This window comes from Mucilaginibacter sp. SJ (assembly GCF_028993635.1).
Taxonomy (GTDB): Bacteria; Bacteroidota; Bacteroidia; order Sphingobacteriales; family Sphingobacteriaceae; genus Mucilaginibacter.
Genome location: NZ_CP118631.1, coordinates 1144954 through 1165281, shown reverse-complemented (window position 1 = coordinate 1165281; position 20328 = coordinate 1144954). Strand labels below are relative to the sequence as shown.

Sequence of the window (20328 nt, the reverse complement as noted above, 5' to 3'; positions counted from 1 at the left end):
AAATCCGAACTCCGAAATCAGGAAGCTTTACGTTTGTTCAGTTCATCGCGAATCTTGGCGGCTTTTTCATATGATTCTTCGGCCAGGGCTTCCTGTAGTTTGGTTTTCAGCTCCTCGGTACTGATAGAAGCGTAACCGCTTACTGATGCGCTTACAGATTTTTCTTCAGGCGTTTCATTGATATTTTCCAGATAAACAAAATCATTGCCCTCTATAACAATGCCCGCAGTTGAAAGAATAAATTCATAAGTGAAGATAGGGCAGTCAAAGCGTACAGCTACTGCAATAGCGTCAGAAGTGCGGGCATCTATTTCTACAGAACGCTTTCCGTCGCTGCAAACTAATTTGGCATAAAATATCCCATCAACTAAATTATAAATGATCACTTCCTGAACTTCAATTTGGTAAGCCTGGGCGAAGCTCTTGAACAGGTCGTGCGTAAGCGGGCGGCTCGGGGTCATCTTTTCTATTTCGATAGCTATAGCCTGGGCTTCAAAACTCCCGATGATAATAGGCAAACGGCGGCGACCGCTAACTTCGCCCAAAACAAGCGCATACGCGCCCGATTGGGTTTGACTATATGATAAGCCGACAATATCAAGCTTTATTTTTTTCATGTTATTCCCCATCGCACCTGTATTTATGCTGAAGCTTTATATTCTTTAACGGCTGCTATTAATTTAGGGAGTACTTCAAAAGCGTCGCCCACAATTCCGTAATCTGCCACCTTAAAAAACGGTGCTTCCGGATCTTTGTTTATTACTACTATGACTTTTGATGAACTTACCCCGGCCAGGTGTTGAATAGCACCCGAAATTCCGACTGCAATATACAAATTTGGACTGACAGCTATACCGGTTTGTCCAACGTGTTCGCTATGTGGCCTCCAGCCTGCATCCGAAACAGGTTTTGAGCAAGCGGTGGCAGCACCTAAAAGCTCAGCCAGTTCTTCTATCATGCCCCAGTTTTCAGGCCCTTTCAAACCACGGCCTCCTGATACCACAATTTCAGCATCGGGCAGGGAAACTTTATCGGTTGAACGAACAATTTCTTTGATCATGGCCTTAAAGTCAGAAGCTTTGGTTTCGACGCTGAAATCCTCAACCTGGGCAGCGCCTCCTGTTTCCACAACTTTGTAAGAATTAGGTACGAGAGCGATAACTTTAATAGCCGAAGTAAGCTCGACCATTGCAAAAGCTTTACCTGAAAATGCTGTTTTTTTAACCTTGAACGAGCCGACTGCCTGTTCAGGGAGTGCCACAGCACCATCAGCAACGCCTGCCTCCAGTTTTACTCCTATTCGGGGGGCTAAACCACGTCCTGAGAAGGTGTTGGATAACACGACAACAGCTGAGCCTTCTTTTTTAGCAGCTTCGGCTATAACAGAGGCATAGGCTTGGTTTATAAAATCTTTTAGTTTATCTCCGGATACGTTAAGCACTTTATCAGCGCCATATTTACCTAATGAAGCTAATTCTGTGGCATCAACATTACCTATTGAAACAGCAGTAACGGAAGTATTATTTTGATCGGCAATAGCACGGGCATAAGAAACTGCTTCAAAAATTGATTTTTTGAATTTGCCCCCGGCGTTTTCCGCATATATTAAAACTGACATATTTATCTGTTAATGATTTAGATCATAATTTATATAACACGCGCTTCGGTATGCAGTAACTCAACCAATTTAGCAGTATCATCGGGAGGTATAAGCTTCACCTGGCCGCGCGGGGCAGGTGTTTCATAACTAACGATCTCCGAAAATGTTTTTACCTCAACCGGTTCAACAACTGCAAGTGGCTTGGTCCGGGCCGACATAATGCCACGCATATTGGGTATTTTGGGTTCGGCCACCCCTTCGGCAGTACCGGCTACAAAAGGATAGGGGATAGTTAAAACTTCTTTACCACCTTCAATCTCTCGCTCAACGGTTGCATCACTGTCACCCGCGTCTAATTTTTTAATGATAGATACAGATGGCAAATCAAGCAGTTCGCCCAGCATACCCGCAACCTTCGATCCGTTATAATCAATTGATTCACGACCGGTTAGGATCAGATCAAAAGGATTGGCTTTTACATATTGCGCAATCTGACACGCTACATACCAGGCATCGTGCGGTTTAGCGTTTATTCGTACCGCATCCGTAGCGCCAATAGCCAGGGCTTTACGTATAGTGGCTTCTGTATTTGATTCCCCAACATTTATTACAGTTACTGTACCTTTACCGCCGTCGGTTAGTTCAATGGCGCGGGCAAGTGCAATTTCATCATAAGGGTTAAGTATAAACTGAACCCCGTTTGTATTAAATTGTGTGTTATTATCAGTAAAAGTTATTTTTGTGGTGGTATCAGGAACATTACTTACACATACCAGAATCTTCATATCAATAGGTTTTTGCAAATTTAGTTAAAAAAGATAGAGTTTAAAATGGAGTTGAACAGATTGAATAAGCTGTTGGAATTTATAAAAAATGAACCGGATGATGAGTTCCTGAAATATGCCCTGGCAACAGAATATCTGCGTCTGAATGAGACAGATAAGGCACTTGCTTATTATGAAGACCTGATAAATAACCACCCCGGCTATACAGGTACCTATTATCATTTGGGTAAGCTTTATGAAGCGCTAAACCGAAAGGATGACGCCATTAAAACTTATGAAACCGGCATGAAAATGACAAAAGAAAAGCGCGATAATCATGCTTTTTCTGAATTGCAGGCAGTATACAGGCAGGCAATGGGTTTTGAAGAAGACGATGACGATTATTAGTCTTTAGTGTTCATAGCTGATGGTTTTTGGGTTCATGGTTCATAGATCATGGTTCATAGCAGTTTCCATCTCCGATTTGTCTATGAATCACGATCTATGAACTATCTGCAAACAAAAATGAAGAAACGGCAACTATTATTTCTGCGGGATGTGCTGATATATACCTTTACTGCTTTTGGCGGACCGCAAGCCCATATTGCCGTTTTACTGCGCGAATTTGTGGAAAAACGGAAATATATTACCGAAGATGAGTTGATGGAGCTTAATGCCTTATCGCAGGTATTACCCGGCCCTTCGTCAACCCAAACACTGGTTGGGATAGCCTGGAAAGTGGGTGGGCTTAGGCTGGCTATTATTACATTTCTAATTTGGATCCTACCTTCGGCCACTATTATGTGTATGGCGGCAATTAGCTACAATATGGTTGCTAATAAGAGTAAATTTGCACATGTAATCAGTTATGTGCAGCCTATAGCTGTAGGCATAGTTGCTTATGCCACTTATACATTTGCCAACAAATTTTTAAAGACCAGGATCAGCACCATGCTGGCTATAGGTTCACTGATTGTGACACTCATCCTTCAAAATGCTTATGCCTTCCCGATACTGATATTGCTTGGCGGTATTATATCATCGGCCATGGAAACCCAGCAGCATGAAAACGAATTGAGGGTAAAACTATATTCAAATGTTAACCCTAATAAAGTAGCTTATTTTATAGGGATTCTGCTTTTTTTTGCTGCTTTAGGTGCGGTTGTAAATCAAACGTCCCCATTAAGTTTACCAATCCGTTTATTTGAAAACTTTTACCGCAACGGCATCCTTATTTTTGGAGGAGGGCAGGTGCTGGTACCACTTATGTATACCGAATTTGTTGAGGTTAAGCACTACCTGGGCCGGTCGGAGTTTTTGTCGGGATATGCTTTGCAGCAGGCTTTGCCCGGGCCTACATTTTCATTTACTTCGTTTTTGGGCGGCATAACGCTTGGCAACAAAGGATACAGTATTTGGGGGCAGGTAATCGGGAGCCTGGTTGCTGTTATTGGCATCAATACACCAGGCCTTATCCTTATCCTCTTTATTGTGCCGTTTTGGGAGGATTTGAAGAAGATTACACGTATAAAAAACTCCCTGAGCGGTATAAATGCGGTAGCCGTGGGTTTTATGGCAACGGCCTTAATTTTACTGGTAAGGCCTTTTGGTTTAAATTGGACAGCCTATGCCTTAATGATCGGTACCTTCCTGGTGCTGCATTTTACCAAAATAAAAACACCGATAGTGATCATTATCGGTGTGGTTTTAGGGATAATATTTTGATTTGGGATTTCGCATTTTCAATTTCGGATATTTGTCTTTAAATAAGTCCGAAATCGAAATTCTACATTCGAAATGAGATTAAAATGGCGGTTCATCATCTATATCGTCCATTCTTGAAGGACGTATAATGAAGTTACTCTGCTTTTCAAAATCCTGTGAAGGGGCGAGGCCTGCGAAAGCGTTACCTGCGGGAGGAGGGAAGCCATCCATACCTTCTTCAAGATTTGCGAACTTAACATATTTGCCCACAAATTTAAGTCGGACAGTGCCTGTTTCACCGTTACGGTGCTTGGCTATGATTACTTCGCCTACGCCCTGAGTAGGGTTACCGTCCTCATCTTCGGTCAGGCCATAATATTCGGGACGATAGAGGAATAATACCATGTCGGCATCCTGCTCAATAGCACCCGATTCACGTAAGTCCGAAAGCATTGGCCTTTTTGAGTTGCCCGGTCGGCTTTCAACCGCACGGCTTAGCTGCGAAAGTGCGATAACCGGTACGTTGAGCTCCTTGGCCACCGACTTTAAAGCACGCGAAATACTGCTGATCTCCTGCTCACGGTTACCGCCGCCGCCTTTACCTTCGGCCTTGCCGTGCATCAACTGTAAGTAGTCAATGATGATCAATTGAATATCATATTGCGATTTTAAGCGACGACATTTTGCCCTGAACTCAAAGATGTTCAGGGCAGGTGTATCATCAATGATAAACGTTGCTTTTTCAAGCCTGCCAATTTTGGAGTGTACCTGCTGCCATTCCCATTCTTCAAGCGTGCCTTTACGGATTTTTTCCTGTTCAATTTCTGCCTCGCCAGCTATCAAACGGTTAACTAACTGTACCGATGACATCTCCAGCGAAAACACCACAACCGGCTTGTCAAAATCAACCGCAGCGTTGCGGGCACAACTCAATACAAAAGCTGTTTTACCCATCGCCGGACGAGCTGCAATGATCACCAGATCTGATTTTTGCCAGCCTGACGTCATTCGGTCAAGGTTGGTAAAGCCAGAGGCAACACCTGTTAAACCGTCTTTTTTATCCTTCAGGGCTTCGATATCGCGTAGGGCTTCATGAACAAGATCGTCCATATTACGGGCGTCACGACGTAAATTGCTCTGGGCTATTTCAAACAGATTTTTTTCGGCCATGTCCAGCAGGTCGAATACATCGGCGGTATCCTCATATGCATTGTTGATCACCTCTGTGGAAATGCGGATAAGTTCGCGCTGGATAAATTTTTGAATGATGATGCGCGAATGGAATTCGATATTGGCAGCTGATGCAACGCGGCTTGTAAGTTCAGTGATATAGTAAGCACCGCCGACCATTTCAAGCTCGCCAAGCCTGCGCAATTCGGCAGTCACGGTAAGGATATCTACAGGCTGTGTTTTTTCAAACAGGATTTTTATTGCAGAAAAAATCTTCTGGTGATTGGTTTGATAAAAAACTTCGGGTTTTAAAACATCTATAACAGATGAAAGAGCATCTTTCTCCAGCATAAGGGCGCCCAAAACGGCTTCCTCCAAATCCGTAGCCTGTGGCTGCAATTTGCCTCCTGCAATAAATGGCGTAGGATTGGGGATCCGGCTGCGGCGTTCAAAAGTATTCGGCTTGTTATACTGGTTGTTATTCTCAAAACTCATAAGGGTACAAAAATATACAAAAAATGCTTCGACAGGCAAAGGAAACACCTAACATAGTGTATCGGCATTTTAAAATAATCATACACAGGGTGATAATTTTAAGGTTTTTAATAAACACCTCAGTGTTGATAACTTTTTAACGAAATTTGGGTGGCTTGATTTTCAGGTAATTGAACCAATGTTAATAAAGTTTTGAAGTGTTGATAGCATCTGCACTCAAACCTCGGTAAACCCAAAAGGGTTATCAGTTCAATAACGGCTTAATCAATTAATATAGCTACTTTTGCCAAAATTTAAATTATAAAATGGCATTTAATTCAAGGCCTCAGCGCGAAAGCAATCAAATGGTTTTTGGTATCAGGGCGGTAGTAGAAGCGATCCGTTCGGGTAAAGAGATTGAGGCGTTATTTATACAGCGAGGCATAAGCGGCGGCCTGATACAGGAGCTTAAAGAACTGATGAACGAGTATCAGATAACAGCACAACAGGTCCCTGTTGAGAAACTGAACCGTATTACCCAAAAAAATCACCAGGGAGTTATAGCTGTGATTTCGCCTATTGTTTATCAAAAGATAGAGAACATCATTCCCGAAGTATTTGAGAGGGGGGAAACGCCGTTAATTTTAGTTTTAGACAGCATTACTGATGTGAGGAATATGGGTGCCATTGCCCGTACTGCCGAATGTGCAGGTGTGCATGCTATCGTGATCCCGGCCAAGGGCTCGGCGCAGATAAATCCTGATGCCATTAAAACATCGGCTGGCGCATTATACAAAATCCCTGTTTGCCGGCATGATAATTTTATGCAAACTGTACGCTTCCTTCAGGAATCGGGCTTGCAACTGGTTTGTTGCACCGAAAAAACACAGGACAATATTTACACTCCGGATTATACAGTACCTACGGCCATCGTTATGGGATCGGAAGAGGACGGAATTCGTAACGAGATCATCCGAATCTCCGACCACCTGGCCAAGATTCCTATGTTTGGTGAAATTGAATCATTGAATGTATCTGTATCAACCGGGGTGATTTTGTATGAGGCGGTGAGGCAGCGATCTTTGTCAGTTAATTAGAGGTTAGAGATTGGAGATTAGGAAACAGTCTTTAACTAATCTCTAATCTCCAGCCTCTAATCTCTAAATACTAAATATACTTTGCCCCAAATTTACTTTTCACGTCAGCCACAACCTGTTTAATGTTTTGTTCCTGGTCGCGGGGGCAAATGAGCAGAGAGTTGTTTGATTCTACTACAATATAATCATGCAGCCCCTGCAATATCACCAGTTTTTCGCCCGGTACGTTTACCATGCAGTTTGAGGAATCATACATGATCACTTTTTCGGCAGGGATAACAGCGTTACCTACATAATCCTTATCGGCCAGGTCATATATCGATGCCCATGTACCCAGATCGCTCCAGCCAAAATCCGAAGGTAATACATATACATTATCGGCTTTTTCCATAATGCCGTAATCTATCGAGATGTTAACGCATTGTTGGTAAGCCTTGTGTATATAAGGCTTTTCATCGTCCGAGTTATAAACCGGTTTTGCATCGGCAAAGATCTCATGCATTTCGGGCAGGTACTGGCCAAAAGCTTTAACAATAGCCCTGGCCGACCAGACAAAAATACCGGCGTTCCATAAAAAGTCGCCGCTTTGAATAAAGGTTTTAGCTATTTCAAGAGTTGGTTTTTCAGTAAAGGTTTTTACTTTATGAAACTCATCATTGATAACGTTATCGGTGTATTGGATATACCCATAACCGGTATCGGGCCTTGATGGTTTAATGCCCAGGGTTATCAGGTAATCATTTGAAGCAGCAGTTTGCAGGGATTTTTCAATAGCGGCAACAAAAGCATCTTCATCCAGGATCTGCTGATCGGAAGGGGCTACAACAATTGCGGCATCAGGGTTAAGACTTTCAATTTTAAAACAGCCATAGGCAACGCAAGGTGCGGTGTTTCGCATTACTGGTTCGGTAAGGATCTGCTGATCCTCCATGTCGGGCAATTGCTGTTTTACAAGTTTGGTGTAGTTTTCGTTAGTAACAACGTAAATATTTTCTTTGGGGCATACTTTCAGGAAACGTTCGTAGGTGTTTTGTATTAAAGTTTTACCGGTACCAAGTATATCTATAAACTGTTTTGGGTGCGATGTACGGCTTATCGGCCAAAAGCGGCTTCCAATCCCTCCAGCCATAATTATCGCATAATAGTTTTTATTCATGAGCAAGTAAAGAATTTTAATTTGGTATATCGACCGTAAAAATGTGTAATAATTTGTTAATTATCCATTAAGTGTAGCTAAATAATTTAACACCGGACATAACCACAAATTTGTCTGGTTCTTTAAATGAATAAGCACAGAAATTGTTTTTCATCTAATCATCATTTTTGCATAAAATTTAAAAGTAAATCCATCGTTTATTTAGAAAATTTTGTTACTTTAAACTTTTAAATACAATTTAAGAATTTGTTAAAATAATGATAGAAACAAAGAAATCGCTATTTGACAATCTCCAGAATTTTTTCGGGTTTGATAATTTTAAGGGAGAACAGGAAGCGATAATAACCAACATCCTGGCCGGTAATGATACATTCGTTATTATGCCTACTGGTGGCGGCAAATCGATGTGTTATCAGTTACCAGCTTTGATGAGCGATGGCACGGCAATCGTAATTTCACCATTGATAGCCCTGATGAAAAATCAGGTAGATCAGCTCAGGGCGTTTGGAGGATCAGATAGTATAGCCCATTTTTTAAATTCATCACTTACAAAATCAGAGATAGGCAAGGTTAAGGAAGATGTACTGGCAGGGAAAACCAAGTTATTGTACGTGGCCCCCGAATCGTTAACCAAGCAGGAAAATATTGATTTCTTACGCCTTAACCACGTTTCATTCGTGGCGGTAGATGAAGCGCATTGCATTTCGGAGTGGGGGCATGATTTCAGGCCCGAATACCGTAAAATACGCCAGGTGATCAGTAATATAGGCGAAAATATCCCCATAATTGCTCTAACAGCTACAGCTACCCCAAAAGTTCAGCAGGATATTCAAAAAAACCTGCAAATGAATAACGCAACCGTATTTAAATCGTCATTTAACCGGGGTAACCTGTTTTATGAAGTTAGGGCCAAGCGTAATGTTATCAAAGAGATTGTAAAATTTGTAAAACAAAATCAGGGCAAATCGGGAATTGTGTATTGCCTTAGCCGCAAAAAGGTTGAGGAAGTAGCCGAGGCGCTGAACCTTAACGGGGTAAGAGCATTGCCCTATCATGCAGGGCTTGATCCTAAAGTGCGTGCAGAAACGCAGGACAAATTCCTGATGGAAGATGTTGATGTTATTGTTGCTACGATTGCATTCGGTATGGGTATTGATAAACCCGATGTTCGCTACGTTATACACCATGATGTGCCTAAAAGTATGGAAGGTTACTACCAGGAAACAGGAAGGGCCGGGCGTGACGGAGGAGAAGGTGTTTGCGTGGCTTTTTATTCGGAAAAGGACATTGATAAGCTTCAGAAATTTATGAAAGACAAGCCTGTTTCAGAACGTGAAATAGGTACTCAGATACTAAAGGAAGTTATTGACTATTGCGAATCATCGGTTTGCCGTCGTAAACAGTTGTTGCATTATTTTGGCGAAAACTTCAATGAGGCAGGCTGTAATAACATGTGCGATAATTGCTGCACCCATAAAGAGCATTTTGATGGGGAGGAGCACCTGCACAGGGCATTAAGTTTGATTAAGCATATTGGCGAGAAGTTTGACGACCACCATATCCTCAGCATATTAATGGGTGAGGAAAATTCTCAGGTCAAAAATTATGAGCATGATCAGCTTGACTATTACGGCTCGGGCAAAGAACAAGGTAAAAATCTTTGGAACTCGCTTTTAAGGCAGGCGTTACTCAATAATTACATTTCAAAAGACATTGATCAATACGGGCTTTTAAGGCTCACTAAAAGTGGCATTGGCTTTATTGAGAATCCGCACAGTATCCGTTTTGTTTTGAATAAGGTAATGGAGGCTGCTGACGATGACAACGATGATGACGGACCAAAACAAAGCGGCGGTGCACTTGATACCCAATTGCTGCAAATGCTTAAAGAGCTGCGTAAAAAGCTGGCCAAACAAAAAGGATTGCCACCATTTGTAATATTCCAGGACCCTTCGTTAGAAGAGATGTGCACCCATTATCCGATCAACACCGAAGAACTTAAACAAATTTCGGGCGTTGGTGCAGGCAAGGCGCTGAAATTTGGTAAACCTTTTACGGATTTGATCCAGAAATATGTAGAGGATAACGATATTGACCGGCCAATTGATATGGTGATCAAGAGTGCTGCCAATAAATCGGCGCTTAAAGTGTTCATTATCCAAAATATCGACAGACATTTAAACCTTGATGATATTGCTGCTTCAAAAGGTCTTACTTATGAGGAGATCCTGAAAGAAGTTGAAACTATCGTTAACTCAGGAACCAAGCTCAATCTGAACTACTATATTGATGAGGTGATTGACGAAGATAAGCAGGAAGAAGTATTTGATTATTTCCGTACTGCAGAAGCCGATTCCATTGATGAAGCCTTAGCCGAACTGGGCAGCGATGATTACACCCGTGAAGAGGTGCAGTTAATGCGTATTAAATTCATGTCGGAGTTGGGGAATTAGTGGTTTAAAAGTTCTACTACAGAAAGCCTTTAGATTAAATTCTGAAGGCTTTTTGCTTTCCGCTCTTCCCCGATTTCTGCTTGCGGCTTTTAAGCTTATTTAGTTATGACCATAAATTCCGTGCGTCTGTTTTTTGCCCTGTCTTCTTCTGTTGTATTAGACGCTATGGGTTGCGTTTCACCGTATCCCTTGTAAATAAGGCGGGTAGGGGCAATTCCTTTCGACACAAGGTATTGATAAACAGACTTTGCTCTGTTTTCAGATAAAGTTTGGTTACCCTGATGATTACCTGTGTTATCTGTATGACCTGAGATCTCAATACGGGTAGTTGAGTTTACCCCTAAAAATTCAATGAGCTTGGCAAGTTCGGCTTTTGATTCCTTTTCAAGGTCAAACTTATTAGTATCGAAGAAAATATTTTTAAGGATTACCTTATTGCCAATTTCAATGGGTGATAAGAGTGCCACAATGTTAAATGGGCTTTTAATCTTATAATTTTTAAGCGAAAAGTTTTCGGAATAAAACAGATATCCGCTTTTTGAAATATTAAGTGCATAGTTTTTGCCCGACGTAAGTGTGGCTAAAAAGTCCCCCTGTTCATCGTCACTGTAATCCTGGTAAACCGGCAAATTACTTTCCAGGTCAATAATCTCAATTGCAGCTTCAAGGGGGGCTTTCGTCTTTACATCTTTAACAAAGCCTTTAACATAAGTTACCAAATGGGGCCGCAACTTTACGGGCAGCTCGAACTTATAAATATCATAACCGCCCAAGCCGTTTAAATTATCCGATGAAAAGAAAGCGTAATCTCCGGCGGCAGTTAATGATAAACCACCCTCGTCACCACTGGTATTGATAGGATATCCAAGGTTTTCGGGCTTTTGCCATTTACCGTCTTTATCCATGCGGCTAACAAACAGGTCCTTGCTGCCTAAACCCGGCCACCCGTCGCTGCTAAAGTAAAGTGTACTGTCATCAGGGTGAATAAACGGTGATAATTCATTGTAGGGGGTATTAATATTGGGGCCAAGGTTTTCAGGTTCGCCCCATCCTTTTTCACCCAGTGTGCTTTTCCAAATGTCATAGCCGCCATAACCACCCTTACGGTTACTTACGAAATAAAGCGTGCGGCCATCGGCATTTATCGAGGGTTGGGATTCCCAGCCCGACGTATTTACCGGTGGGTTTAGGTCAACAGGTTTTCCCCAGTCATTTCCCCGTTTTTGAGCGATATAAATATCGCAACGACCCAAACCGTCGGGGCGATTGCATCCCGTGAAAAACAGGTATTTACCGTCCTGCGATATGGATTGCGCACCTTCGTTATATTTTTCAGTATTAATTTGGTTGCTTAAATAAGTGGCAGTATTCCACTTGCCATTTATCATTTCGCTTTTATAAAAATCTTCGTTGTTATTAATTTTTCGGGTAAATATCAACGTGCCTTCGTCGGCTGTAGCAACCGGGAGGTACTCGTCATTAACAGTGTTTATTTCAGGGCCGATATTTACAGGTTTAAATGGCACCGAATGGGTCATTGCCTGAATACTGAATTTGGCATCGGCAAGCAGTTTTTTTGCGTAGGTATTGTTTTGAGGGCTGATATCAGGGTAGGTAAGGTATTTTTCGAGGTGTTGCTGGGCCTGTGTATAGTTTGCATCATGGATTTCCATTTCAGCGGCTTTGAGATACACTCCCCTGTTAAATTCTGGACTAAGTGAAATGACTTTAGCGTATTGCTCAGCAGCTGGCTTGTACATACGTTTCATTCGGTACAGATCAGCGAGTAATAACCGGGCTTCTACAAACTTTGAATCTTCGCCAATAGCTTTAAGCGAGTTTTGGATCGCTTCGTCATAAAGGTGTTCGTCAAGGTTTTGATAAGCGGTAGCAAAATATTTTACAGCGTCTTTATTGGATGACGAATACCGGGTTTGCTGCTGGGCGCCAAGCAAAGCAGGTAAACACAATGCAAGCACCAATAATACTGCAATTTTCATTTGTAACTTTAGGATAATTAATACCGTAAGTTACAAAGATTATGGAATATTCAGATACTTATGTGTTTGTAGTGAAATTTCCCACTGTGGATTTTCTTTTACATAATCAACAATCAGTGGGGTCATTTCTTTGGATTTTGACCATTCGGGCTGCAGGTAAAGCTTACAGTCGGGCGATACCATTTTAGCGTGATATTCGGCCCATTCAAAATCGGATTTATTGAAAACGATCACTTTTAACTCGTGGGCGCATTCGGCCACTTTTGGTGTAGGCGCTTTGAATTTTTTGGGTGAAAGGCAGATCCAATCCCAATCGCCCGAAAGCGGATATGCTCCTGAAGTTTCAATAAATGTTTTTATTCCTTTTTCGTGCAGGTTGTGGGTCAAATAATCAAGGTTGTAAATAAGCGGCTCACCACCGGTAACTACAACAGCTTTTGCGGGATGAAGGGCAGCGTTGTTCACAATTGTATCGGCCGCAGTAAGGGGATGCAACTCGGCATCCCAGCTTTCTTTAACATCACACCAATGGCAACCTACATCACAGCCGCCAAGGCGAATAAAATATGCGGCTTTACCCGTATTGTACCCTTCCCCCTGTATCGTATAAAACTCTTCCATTAAAGGAAGCAGCGTGCCGTCGTCTGGTATTTGGTGTGCCATAGTTATTTAAGGGTGCAAAGGTACTGAAAGATGGGCAAAAGCTAAAAGGCGAAAGGCAAAAGGTTACACTAATATGGAAGTACCTTAATAAGGCGAAAGGTAAAAGGCCAAAGGTGAAAGGTCTTGGCTTTATCATCAAATTACATTATAAAAAAAAATAAAAGTACACGCTAAAATACCTTTTGCCTTTCACCTTTATCCTTTTGCCTTTTTTATTTTCATTAATAATTGTTATTATTACCCTAATTTTGAGATAACCAATTAGCCTAAAATTCGTAAAATGTTATAACTGTATCAATAACGCTTAATCTGTATCCGGGTATGAAAAAACTTTACCTTCCGTTAATGTTGCTGGTAGCGCTTTGTTTTAGTTCATGTGTGGATATTGAAGAACATTACGACTTTAAAAGCGACGGAACCTGTAAGGTTGCTTATGCGTTTGATATGAGCAGGGCTGTATCGGTGTTAGTTAATCTCATGTCTGATTCGGTTAAGGAAACACCTCAATTTAGTTTGGTTAAGGATACAACGCTTAATTTTTATAACGCGATACCAGATAGCGCCCAGCAAAAACTGAAAGCTGCTGAAATTGAACTGGCCAAAAGCAGTGAGCTAACAGTTAATATGAACCTTAAAAAGAGTGTTATGAAAGTAACGCTTAATCATACGGCTAAAAATGCCGCAGATCTGCAATACTATCTTCAAAACGTATCAAAAATAGCCCTTAATACCCAGATTAGCGCAATAACAACGACCGATAAAACAAACAAGCCATTTGACGCGCGACAAATGGTAGCAGGGCAAGATTACTACTCATATAATATTACACCTCACAAATTTTATCGTATAATTGACAAAGCTAAATTCAACGCTTTTTTAAAGAAAACCCAGGCAACTTTCATGATGGCCAAGGCAATGCTTATCGATATGCCTTATAAAGTAATCCTCAGGTTTGCCCATCCGGTAAAAAAAATCAATAATTCAAAAGCCATGCTTTCGGCCGACAGGAGGGAGGTCACCCTTGTTACAAGTATGGATGAGGTGATCAAAAATCCCAATGTGATGAATTTGAAGATTGATTTTTAAGGTTAGAGCTATTTTACTCTGATGAAGTGGCATAAACTTAAAGTTACCCAAGACATAACCAGACCTTTTATCATAAAGGAAAAGGTTGGGGGTAAAAACCTTTGCATCGTTAGTTTTGAAAGTAAATTATATGCTGTGGCAGCAACCTGTCCGCATGCTGGTGCCGATTTGAGTGAAGGTTTATGCGTAAGAAAACTTATTGTTTGCCCCTATCACCGGTATACCTATGATCTTGAAACAGGTAAAGGTGGCGAAGGGCAAAATGATTTTATTGAAACTTATCCCATTGAAATAAGGGATGATGGTGTTTACATCGGCGTAAACTCTGTTTGGGACAAGTTAAAGAATGGTTTGAAGTGAATGGCTGATTAAATGAATAGTTAGTTAGCATAACTAAAACCATTCACCTAATCAACCTAATAAACCTAATAAACCACTTACTATTTATAAACCTCTTTATTAGCCGATGCCAAGGTGTTTTTAAGCAAGCCAACAATAGTCATGAGGCCTACACCACCCGGTACCGGGGTAATCCATGAAGATTTTGGTGCTACGTTTTCAAAATCAACATCACCGTAAAGTTTAAAGCCTGATTTTGTTGTGGCTGAAGTTTCGCGGTTCATACCCACATCAACAACTACTACACCATCTTTAACCATATCAGCAGTAATGAAATTCTTTTTACCGATAGCTACGATCAGTATGTCTGCATCGAGGGTGAATTTTTTGATATCGGGTGTACGGCTGTGGCAAATGGTTACCGTACAGTTGCCCGGCGTAGTATTGCGTGCCATGAGGATACTCATGGGCGAGCCAACGATATTACTGCGGCCAACAACCACGCAATGTTTACCGGCTGTTTCAATGCCATATTCTTTAAGCATTAAAGTAATGCCATAAGGAGTTGCCGGGATAAACGAAGGCAGGTTACGCTGCATACGGCCCAGGTTAACCGGATGAAAGCCATCAACATCTTTCCGATGATCGATACGCTCAGTTACTTTCTCAGGATCAATATGTTTTGGTAAAGGAAGCTGTACTATGATGCCGTCGATATCAGCATCGGCATTGAGCTCTTCTACCTTTTTTAGTAGTTCTTCTTCAGTAACATCATCTTCATAACGTACCAGCGATGATTTGAAGCCAACCTTTTCGCAGTTCTTCATTTTGCTGGCTACATAAGTTTCGCTGCCACCATCGTGACCAACCAATACTGCCACCAGGTGAGGCTTTCTGCCGGTTTTTTCTAATATTTTAGCTGCTTCTTCAGCTATTTCAACCTTAAGTTTTTCTGAAACGTATTTTCCGTCTAAAAGCTGCATTGTTAAATGTTTTTTACGAAATAATCGGGTAAAAGGGGGCAAATTTAAACTCGCCTGTTTTGATTTCAATCGTATTCTTATAAAAGGCCTGTTATCCAGGGATAGTTTTAATGTGTGGTTTTGATTTATCTTGTTAATGATACTTTCAATGGTTTCGGTTTTATTGTTCAAGAGCATTTCAAATATAATTTTATTTGAGGTAGCACCCTTATTGAAAGCATCGATGTAATATTTCGGCTTGTTATGCTGGTACACAATCCATTTGCCATAAACAAAGTCTCCTAAATGAATATGTTTAACAAATCCGGTTGCTGTAAGATATGTAACTAACCTGTACAGAATTATTAATTTATTCACTCTCGCTCCCCTTTAAAGGAATTAAGAGATTAATCCAACTTCAAAACTGCCATAAATGCCGACTGCGGTATCTCTACGTTACCTACCTGACGCATGCGTTTTTTACCTTGTTTCTGTTTTTCCAACAGTTTACGCTTACGGGAAATATCACCACCATAACATTTAGCTGTTACGTCTTTACGTAAAGCTTTTACTGTTTCGCGGGCTATGATCTTAGCGCCGATAGAAGCCTGGATAATAATCTCAAACTGCTGGCGAGGTAAAAGTTCTTTTAATTTTTCACAGATTTTTTTTCCAAAATCGTAAGAATTACCGCGGAAGATCAGGGATGAAAGTGCGTCAACAGGTTCGCTGTTTAAGCGGATATCGAGTTTAACCAAATCTGACTGACGATAACCAATCTGGTGATAATCGAAAGAGGCGTAACCTTTTGAAATGGTTTTCAGCTTATCATAAAAATCAAATACTATCTCGCCCATAGGCATCTCGAAGATCAGCTCAACACGCTCCGATGTAAGATATGATTGATTAGTGATGGTTCCGCGTTTCTGGATACAAAGCGACATTACCGGGCCAACAAATTCCGATTTGGTGATGATAGTAGCCTTGATATAAGGCTCTTCCACAAAATCAATTTTTGATGGATCTGGCAGATCTGAAGGGTTATTTACAGTGAACGAGTCGCCTTTTGTAGTATGGGCCAGGTATGACACGTTGGGCACGGTAGTGATCACCGTCATGTTAAACTCACGCTCCAAACGCTCCTGGATAATTTCCATGTGTAGCATTCCGAGGAAACCGCAACGGAAACCAAAACCTAATGCCGCTGATGATTCCGGCTCAAAAACCAGTGAAGCATCGTTCAACTGTAGCTTCGCCATTGACTCGCGCAGTTCCTCGTAATCTTCAGTATCAACCGGATAAATACCTGCAAATACCATCGGCTTCACTTCTTCAAAACCCTGTATTCCAACTTCGCACGGACGATCTACATGGGTGATGGTATCACCAACCTTAACCTCTTTTGCTTCTTTTATGCCCGATATGATATAACCTACATCACCGGTTTTGATTACGTCTTTAGCTAACGGGCGCAATTTAAGCGTGCCAACTTCATCAGCAAGATATTGCTTTTCGGTGGCTACGAATTTTACTTTATCGCCTTTGCGGATCTCGCCGTTTACAACTTTAAAATAAGCTATAATACCACGAAATGAGTTGAACACCGAATCAAAGATCAATGCCTGCAGCGGGGCTTTGGGATCACCTACCGGAGCAGGTACACGCTCAACAATAGCACGCAGGATGTCATGTACACCCATCCCGGTTTTACCCGATGCAGCAAGAATCTCCTCACGTTTGCAACCTATAAGATCGACTATTTGATCCTTAACTTCCTCGGGCATAGCGCCGGGAAGGTCCATTTTATTTAGGATGGGGATAATCTCCAGGTCGTTCTCTAAAGCCAGATAGAGGTTTGAAATGGTTTGCGCCTGAATGCCCTGTGCCGCGTCAACTATCAGTAACGCGCCTTCACACGCTGCTATTGAACGTGATACTTCATAGGAAAAATCCACGTGACCTGGGGTGTCGATTAGGTTGAGCACGTATTTTTGTCCGTCAAGCACATAGTCCATTTGTATGGCATGGCTTTTTATAGTGATGCCGCGCTCGCGTTCCAGATCCATATCATCAAGCAATTGTGCCTGCGATTCGCGCTGGGTTATGGTGTTAGTATATTCTAATAACCTATCGGCAAGTGTGCTTTTGCCGTGGTCGATATGTGCTATAATACAAAAATTACGAATGTGCTCCATTGAACCGCAAAAATAGCTTTTTAAACCGATAATTTGTACCGGCTAATAAATTAACTATTTTGAAATGTTTAATTTAAATAATATCCCAACAAAATGACTGTATCGGCAGGTGTAATAAGTGATATTGAGGGCAAGTTAAACGCTCATATTAAGAATATGAGTCCGGTAAGTGGAGGTGATATTAATCAAGCCTACCGCTTGCAAACCACGTTAGGTAATTTCTTTATAAAAATAAATAGCTTCCATAAATTTCCGGGCATGTTTAAAAGTGAGGAGAGGGGTTTAGCTATTATCCGTAAAACAAATACAATAGCTGTGCCTGAGGTTGTTTTACAGGGCGATACCGGTGACGAAAGTTATCTTATACTGCAATGGATTGAAGCAGGGCATGGTGATGTTATATCATCGCAAAAATTGGGCAGGCAACTTGCTCTCATGCATTATTACACTGCTGCGCAATTTGGGTTTGAAGCAGATAATTATATGGGTTCGTTCCATCAAAGCAACAACCAGCACAATAGCTGGGCCCAGTTTTTTATTGAAGAAAGATTGCAACCGATGGTTAAAATGGCGGTAGATAAAAGAGAGCTTACCCAAACCGACATGTACCGGTTTGACGAACTCTATAAAAGACTCCCGGACCTGTTTACAGAAGAACCACCCGCATTACTGCATGGCGACCTTTGGGGAGGCAATTACTTGATTGATACCAATGGCAACCCTTACCTGATCGATCCATCGGTTAGCTACGGCAATCGCGAGTTTGATATTGCGATGACCATGCTTTTCGGTGGTTTTGACCATGCTTTTTATGAGGCTTATAATCAGGAGTTTCCTTTGCAGTCTGGCTGGCAACAGCGGCTTCAACTTTGGAACCTTTATCCGCTGCTGGTTCACGTAAACCTATTTGGCAGCATGTACACCAGACAGGCAAGGGAGAATCTGTCGGCGTTTATTTAGTTTGTGCCCTGTACAAAGATTGGTGTTTCGGTTACTTTAACAATAAGTTTCCCGTTAACTGTTTTTATGGTTGTTTTAACAACATCATCGGCACCTGTTTTTAGTGTATAAACATTTGCTTTAGCTGTACCAAGGTTAAGTGTATATGTACCTGTACGTGCCTGATAATCAGGAATGGTTAATACGTACATGCTTTGTAAACCTAATGAATACTTATCAACCAACGGGTCGGTATTAATGGTGGCTGAGTAGGTATAGTTACCCATTAATTTTGATGTTTGCAATATAAAATCGGCAGCAGGCCTGCGTTTGCCATTTTCGGCTAAACCAGATGTTGCATATTGAACAGCAACATTAGGAGCATCGTCAAAAAGCTGGTAATAAAACACACGTTGTATACCATGCCTTATATAAAGTAGCGAAGTTCTTAAAATCCAATCGGCCTGGGTGCTTTTAGGTGTCTTTTTGCCTACATATAATGCCCTCTGATAGCTTCCCTTGTTTATATCGTAGCCAGATTCGGTTACCCATACAGGGATTGGTTTAACAAAAGAATTTGCATACTGAACAAAAGAATCAGCAATTTGCCCCGCCATCGATAATTCGGGCGGCAGGCCAAACGTGGCAGATTGATGTGTTAAGATATTACCGTTATTGTTGTAATAGTGGTAGTTGATAATGTCAAAACACAGATTGATACTGCCGTCGGCCCTGTAACCACGGTTGGTACGGCACCACTCTACCATTTTCTTTACAAAATTTACGTCGGCTGTAGCTAATCCGCCGATTACTACTTTCATATTTGGATCAGCATTTTTTACACCGGCATTTTTTCCTAACTTCCCCTTGTTGCCATCATAAAAGGCCGACATGTTAGCAGCGTATTCTTCGGCGGTTTGCTGGGTCGCTGGTCGTTTCCACCATTTGTCGCGCTCATTGTCACATTCTATGTAAGTAATAAGGCCCATGCCCACTTTTACGTGGTTGGGCTGATCATTTGCCCATCGTATGCTGGTGTCAACTTTTATAAATGCCCTGTTAATATTGGTATTGTAGCCATATCTGGCTGCAAACTGAAAGGCCATATGCGCCTGGTCAACATAGCTTGCCGGATCAGCCTTACTTAAACCATAAATAAGGGGCGCATTTTCAAGATCCCGCATATTGTTAGGATAAGTGTTAACCAACCATGGCGGACAATTTTTTATATCTGTCAAAACCAATATACCTTCCTGCTTGCAACGGCTATAAATGAGATCATAGTTCCAGCTGTCTTTATGAGTGGGATTGAAGGTATAGCTGCCTTTAGTGCTTTCCATTCGGGCCCAGCCTAAATAATGCCGTACCGCGCTGAATGACTTGATAAGGTTCATGTTGGTTTCGTAAATGGCTCCTTTTAGCTCCGGATTGGCGGGATCCTGCAAAAAATTCCATTCATACGCGTTTATGCCAAACATGTTTTTAAGCGGAATATTTGAACTCGTAGCTGAAATTGTGCGAATAGATTTGGTAGTTGTAATGCCTTCTGAGCTTTTTTGCGGCCGGCAGCGATTGAATGAAAAAGTAAATAACGGTAACATCAATAGTGTCTTATGGTTAATTAACAGCTTCATTCTTTGAGTGTTTTTTATGCTTAAACTACAATAAAATCAGGGCTGATAAAAAGACTTCTTCAATAAATTTCATCGTTTTATAAATAACAACC

The 20328-nt window shown here is 41.5% G+C and carries 17 protein-coding genes; 7 read left to right on the top strand and 10 right to left on the bottom strand.

The window, feature by feature from the left end:
• Positions 1–17: 17 nt before the first annotated feature.
• The 3 genes from MusilaSJ_RS04665 to MusilaSJ_RS04655 are packed head-to-tail and all read right to left on the bottom strand — an operon-like array spanning position 18 to position 2385.
• Positions 18–617, bottom strand: coding sequence for a bifunctional nuclease family protein (locus MusilaSJ_RS04665; RefSeq protein WP_091164922.1), 600 nt, complete (start codon positions 615–617; stop codon positions 18–20).
• A gap of 23 nt (positions 618–640) precedes the next feature.
• Positions 641–1618, bottom strand: coding sequence for an electron transfer flavoprotein subunit alpha/FixB family protein (locus tag MusilaSJ_RS04660; RefSeq protein ID WP_274988895.1), 978 nt, complete (start codon positions 1616–1618; stop codon positions 641–643).
• Positions 1619–1647: 29 nt separating this feature from the next.
• Complete coding sequence (locus MusilaSJ_RS04655; RefSeq protein ID WP_274988894.1) at positions 1648–2385, bottom strand: electron transfer flavoprotein subunit beta/FixA family protein; 738 nt, start codon at positions 2383–2385, stop codon at positions 1648–1650.
• A 45-nt stretch (positions 2386–2430) separates the two neighbouring features.
• On the opposite strand from MusilaSJ_RS04655, the gene MusilaSJ_RS04650 reads away from it, so the two are divergent.
• Together MusilaSJ_RS04650 and chrA are read left to right on the top strand one after the other, a co-directional pair.
• A complete protein-coding gene (locus MusilaSJ_RS04650) occupies positions 2431–2772 on the top strand; it encodes a tetratricopeptide repeat protein (RefSeq protein ID WP_274988893.1) in 342 nt (113 codons plus the stop codon).
• A gap of 96 nt (positions 2773–2868) precedes the next feature.
• On the top strand, positions 2869–4089 hold the full coding sequence (gene chrA, locus MusilaSJ_RS04645; RefSeq protein ID WP_274988892.1) for a chromate efflux transporter: 1221 nt from the start codon (positions 2869–2871) through the stop codon (positions 4087–4089).
• Positions 4090–4167: 78 nt separating this feature from the next.
• Here chrA and dnaB read toward each other — a convergent pair whose 3' ends face one another.
• Positions 4168–5733: a replicative DNA helicase gene (gene dnaB / locus MusilaSJ_RS04640; protein ID WP_090525995.1), complete on the bottom strand. Its 1566-nt coding sequence runs from the start codon at positions 5731–5733 to the stop codon at positions 4168–4170.
• 305 nt (positions 5734–6038) lie between these two features.
• Between dnaB and rlmB the strand changes: the two genes are divergently transcribed.
• Complete coding sequence (gene rlmB, locus MusilaSJ_RS04635) at positions 6039–6809, top strand: 23S rRNA (guanosine(2251)-2'-O)-methyltransferase RlmB (RefSeq protein ID WP_274988891.1); 771 nt, start codon at positions 6039–6041, stop codon at positions 6807–6809.
• Between the two features lie 70 nt (positions 6810–6879).
• Here the strand turns inward: rlmB and MusilaSJ_RS04630 are convergent, their stop codons facing one another.
• A complete protein-coding gene (locus MusilaSJ_RS04630; RefSeq protein ID WP_274988890.1) occupies positions 6880–7965 on the bottom strand; it encodes a mannose-1-phosphate guanylyltransferase in 1086 nt (361 codons plus the stop codon).
• Between the two features lie 260 nt (positions 7966–8225).
• Between MusilaSJ_RS04630 and recQ the strand changes: the two genes are divergently transcribed.
• A complete protein-coding gene (recQ, locus tag MusilaSJ_RS04625; RefSeq protein WP_274990437.1) occupies positions 8226–10418 on the top strand; it encodes a DNA helicase RecQ in 2193 nt (730 codons plus the stop codon).
• A gap of 95 nt (positions 10419–10513) precedes the next feature.
• Here recQ and MusilaSJ_RS04620 read toward each other — a convergent pair whose 3' ends face one another.
• Both MusilaSJ_RS04620 and MusilaSJ_RS04615 read right to left on the bottom strand, forming a co-directional pair.
• Positions 10514–12418 (bottom strand): OmpA family protein, encoded by a 1905-nt coding sequence (locus MusilaSJ_RS04620; protein WP_274988889.1) that lies wholly within the window; start codon positions 12416–12418, stop codon positions 10514–10516.
• Between the two features lie 39 nt (positions 12419–12457).
• Positions 12458–13081 (bottom strand): 7-carboxy-7-deazaguanine synthase QueE, encoded by a 624-nt coding sequence (locus MusilaSJ_RS04615; RefSeq protein WP_274988888.1) that lies wholly within the window; start codon positions 13079–13081, stop codon positions 12458–12460.
• 321 nt (positions 13082–13402) lie between these two features.
• Here MusilaSJ_RS04615 and MusilaSJ_RS04610 point away from each other — a divergent pair, with 321 nt between their 5' ends.
• Both MusilaSJ_RS04610 and MusilaSJ_RS04605 read left to right on the top strand, forming a co-directional pair.
• On the top strand, positions 13403–14167 hold the full coding sequence (locus MusilaSJ_RS04610; RefSeq protein ID WP_274988887.1) for a hypothetical protein: 765 nt from the start codon (positions 13403–13405) through the stop codon (positions 14165–14167).
• Positions 14168–14188: 21 nt separating this feature from the next.
• Positions 14189–14527, top strand: coding sequence for a Rieske (2Fe-2S) protein (locus MusilaSJ_RS04605; protein WP_274988886.1), 339 nt, complete (start codon positions 14189–14191; stop codon positions 14525–14527).
• An 80-nt stretch (positions 14528–14607) separates the two neighbouring features.
• Here MusilaSJ_RS04605 and MusilaSJ_RS04600 read toward each other — a convergent pair whose 3' ends face one another.
• Positions 14608–15489 carry a tetrahydrofolate dehydrogenase/cyclohydrolase catalytic domain-containing protein gene (locus MusilaSJ_RS04600; protein ID WP_112575444.1) on the bottom strand — a complete coding sequence of 294 codons (882 nt, stop codon included), beginning with the start codon at positions 15487–15489 and terminating at the stop codon, positions 14608–14610.
• 386 nt (positions 15490–15875) lie between these two features.
• Complete coding sequence (gene lepA / locus MusilaSJ_RS04595) at positions 15876–17663, bottom strand: translation elongation factor 4 (protein ID WP_274988885.1); 1788 nt, start codon at positions 17661–17663, stop codon at positions 15876–15878.
• Positions 17664–17756: 93 nt separating this feature from the next.
• On the opposite strand from lepA, the gene MusilaSJ_RS04590 reads away from it, so the two are divergent.
• Positions 17757–18623, top strand: a complete 867-nt coding sequence (locus tag MusilaSJ_RS04590) for a fructosamine kinase family protein (protein ID WP_274988884.1) — start codon at positions 17757–17759, stop codon at positions 18621–18623.
• Here the strand turns inward: MusilaSJ_RS04590 and MusilaSJ_RS04585 are convergent.
• Positions 18620–20236: a hypothetical protein gene (locus MusilaSJ_RS04585; RefSeq protein ID WP_274988883.1), complete on the bottom strand. Its 1617-nt coding sequence runs from the start codon at positions 20234–20236 to the stop codon at positions 18620–18622. The genes MusilaSJ_RS04590 and MusilaSJ_RS04585 overlap by 4 nt on opposite strands.
• Positions 20237–20328: the final 92 nt, after the last annotated feature.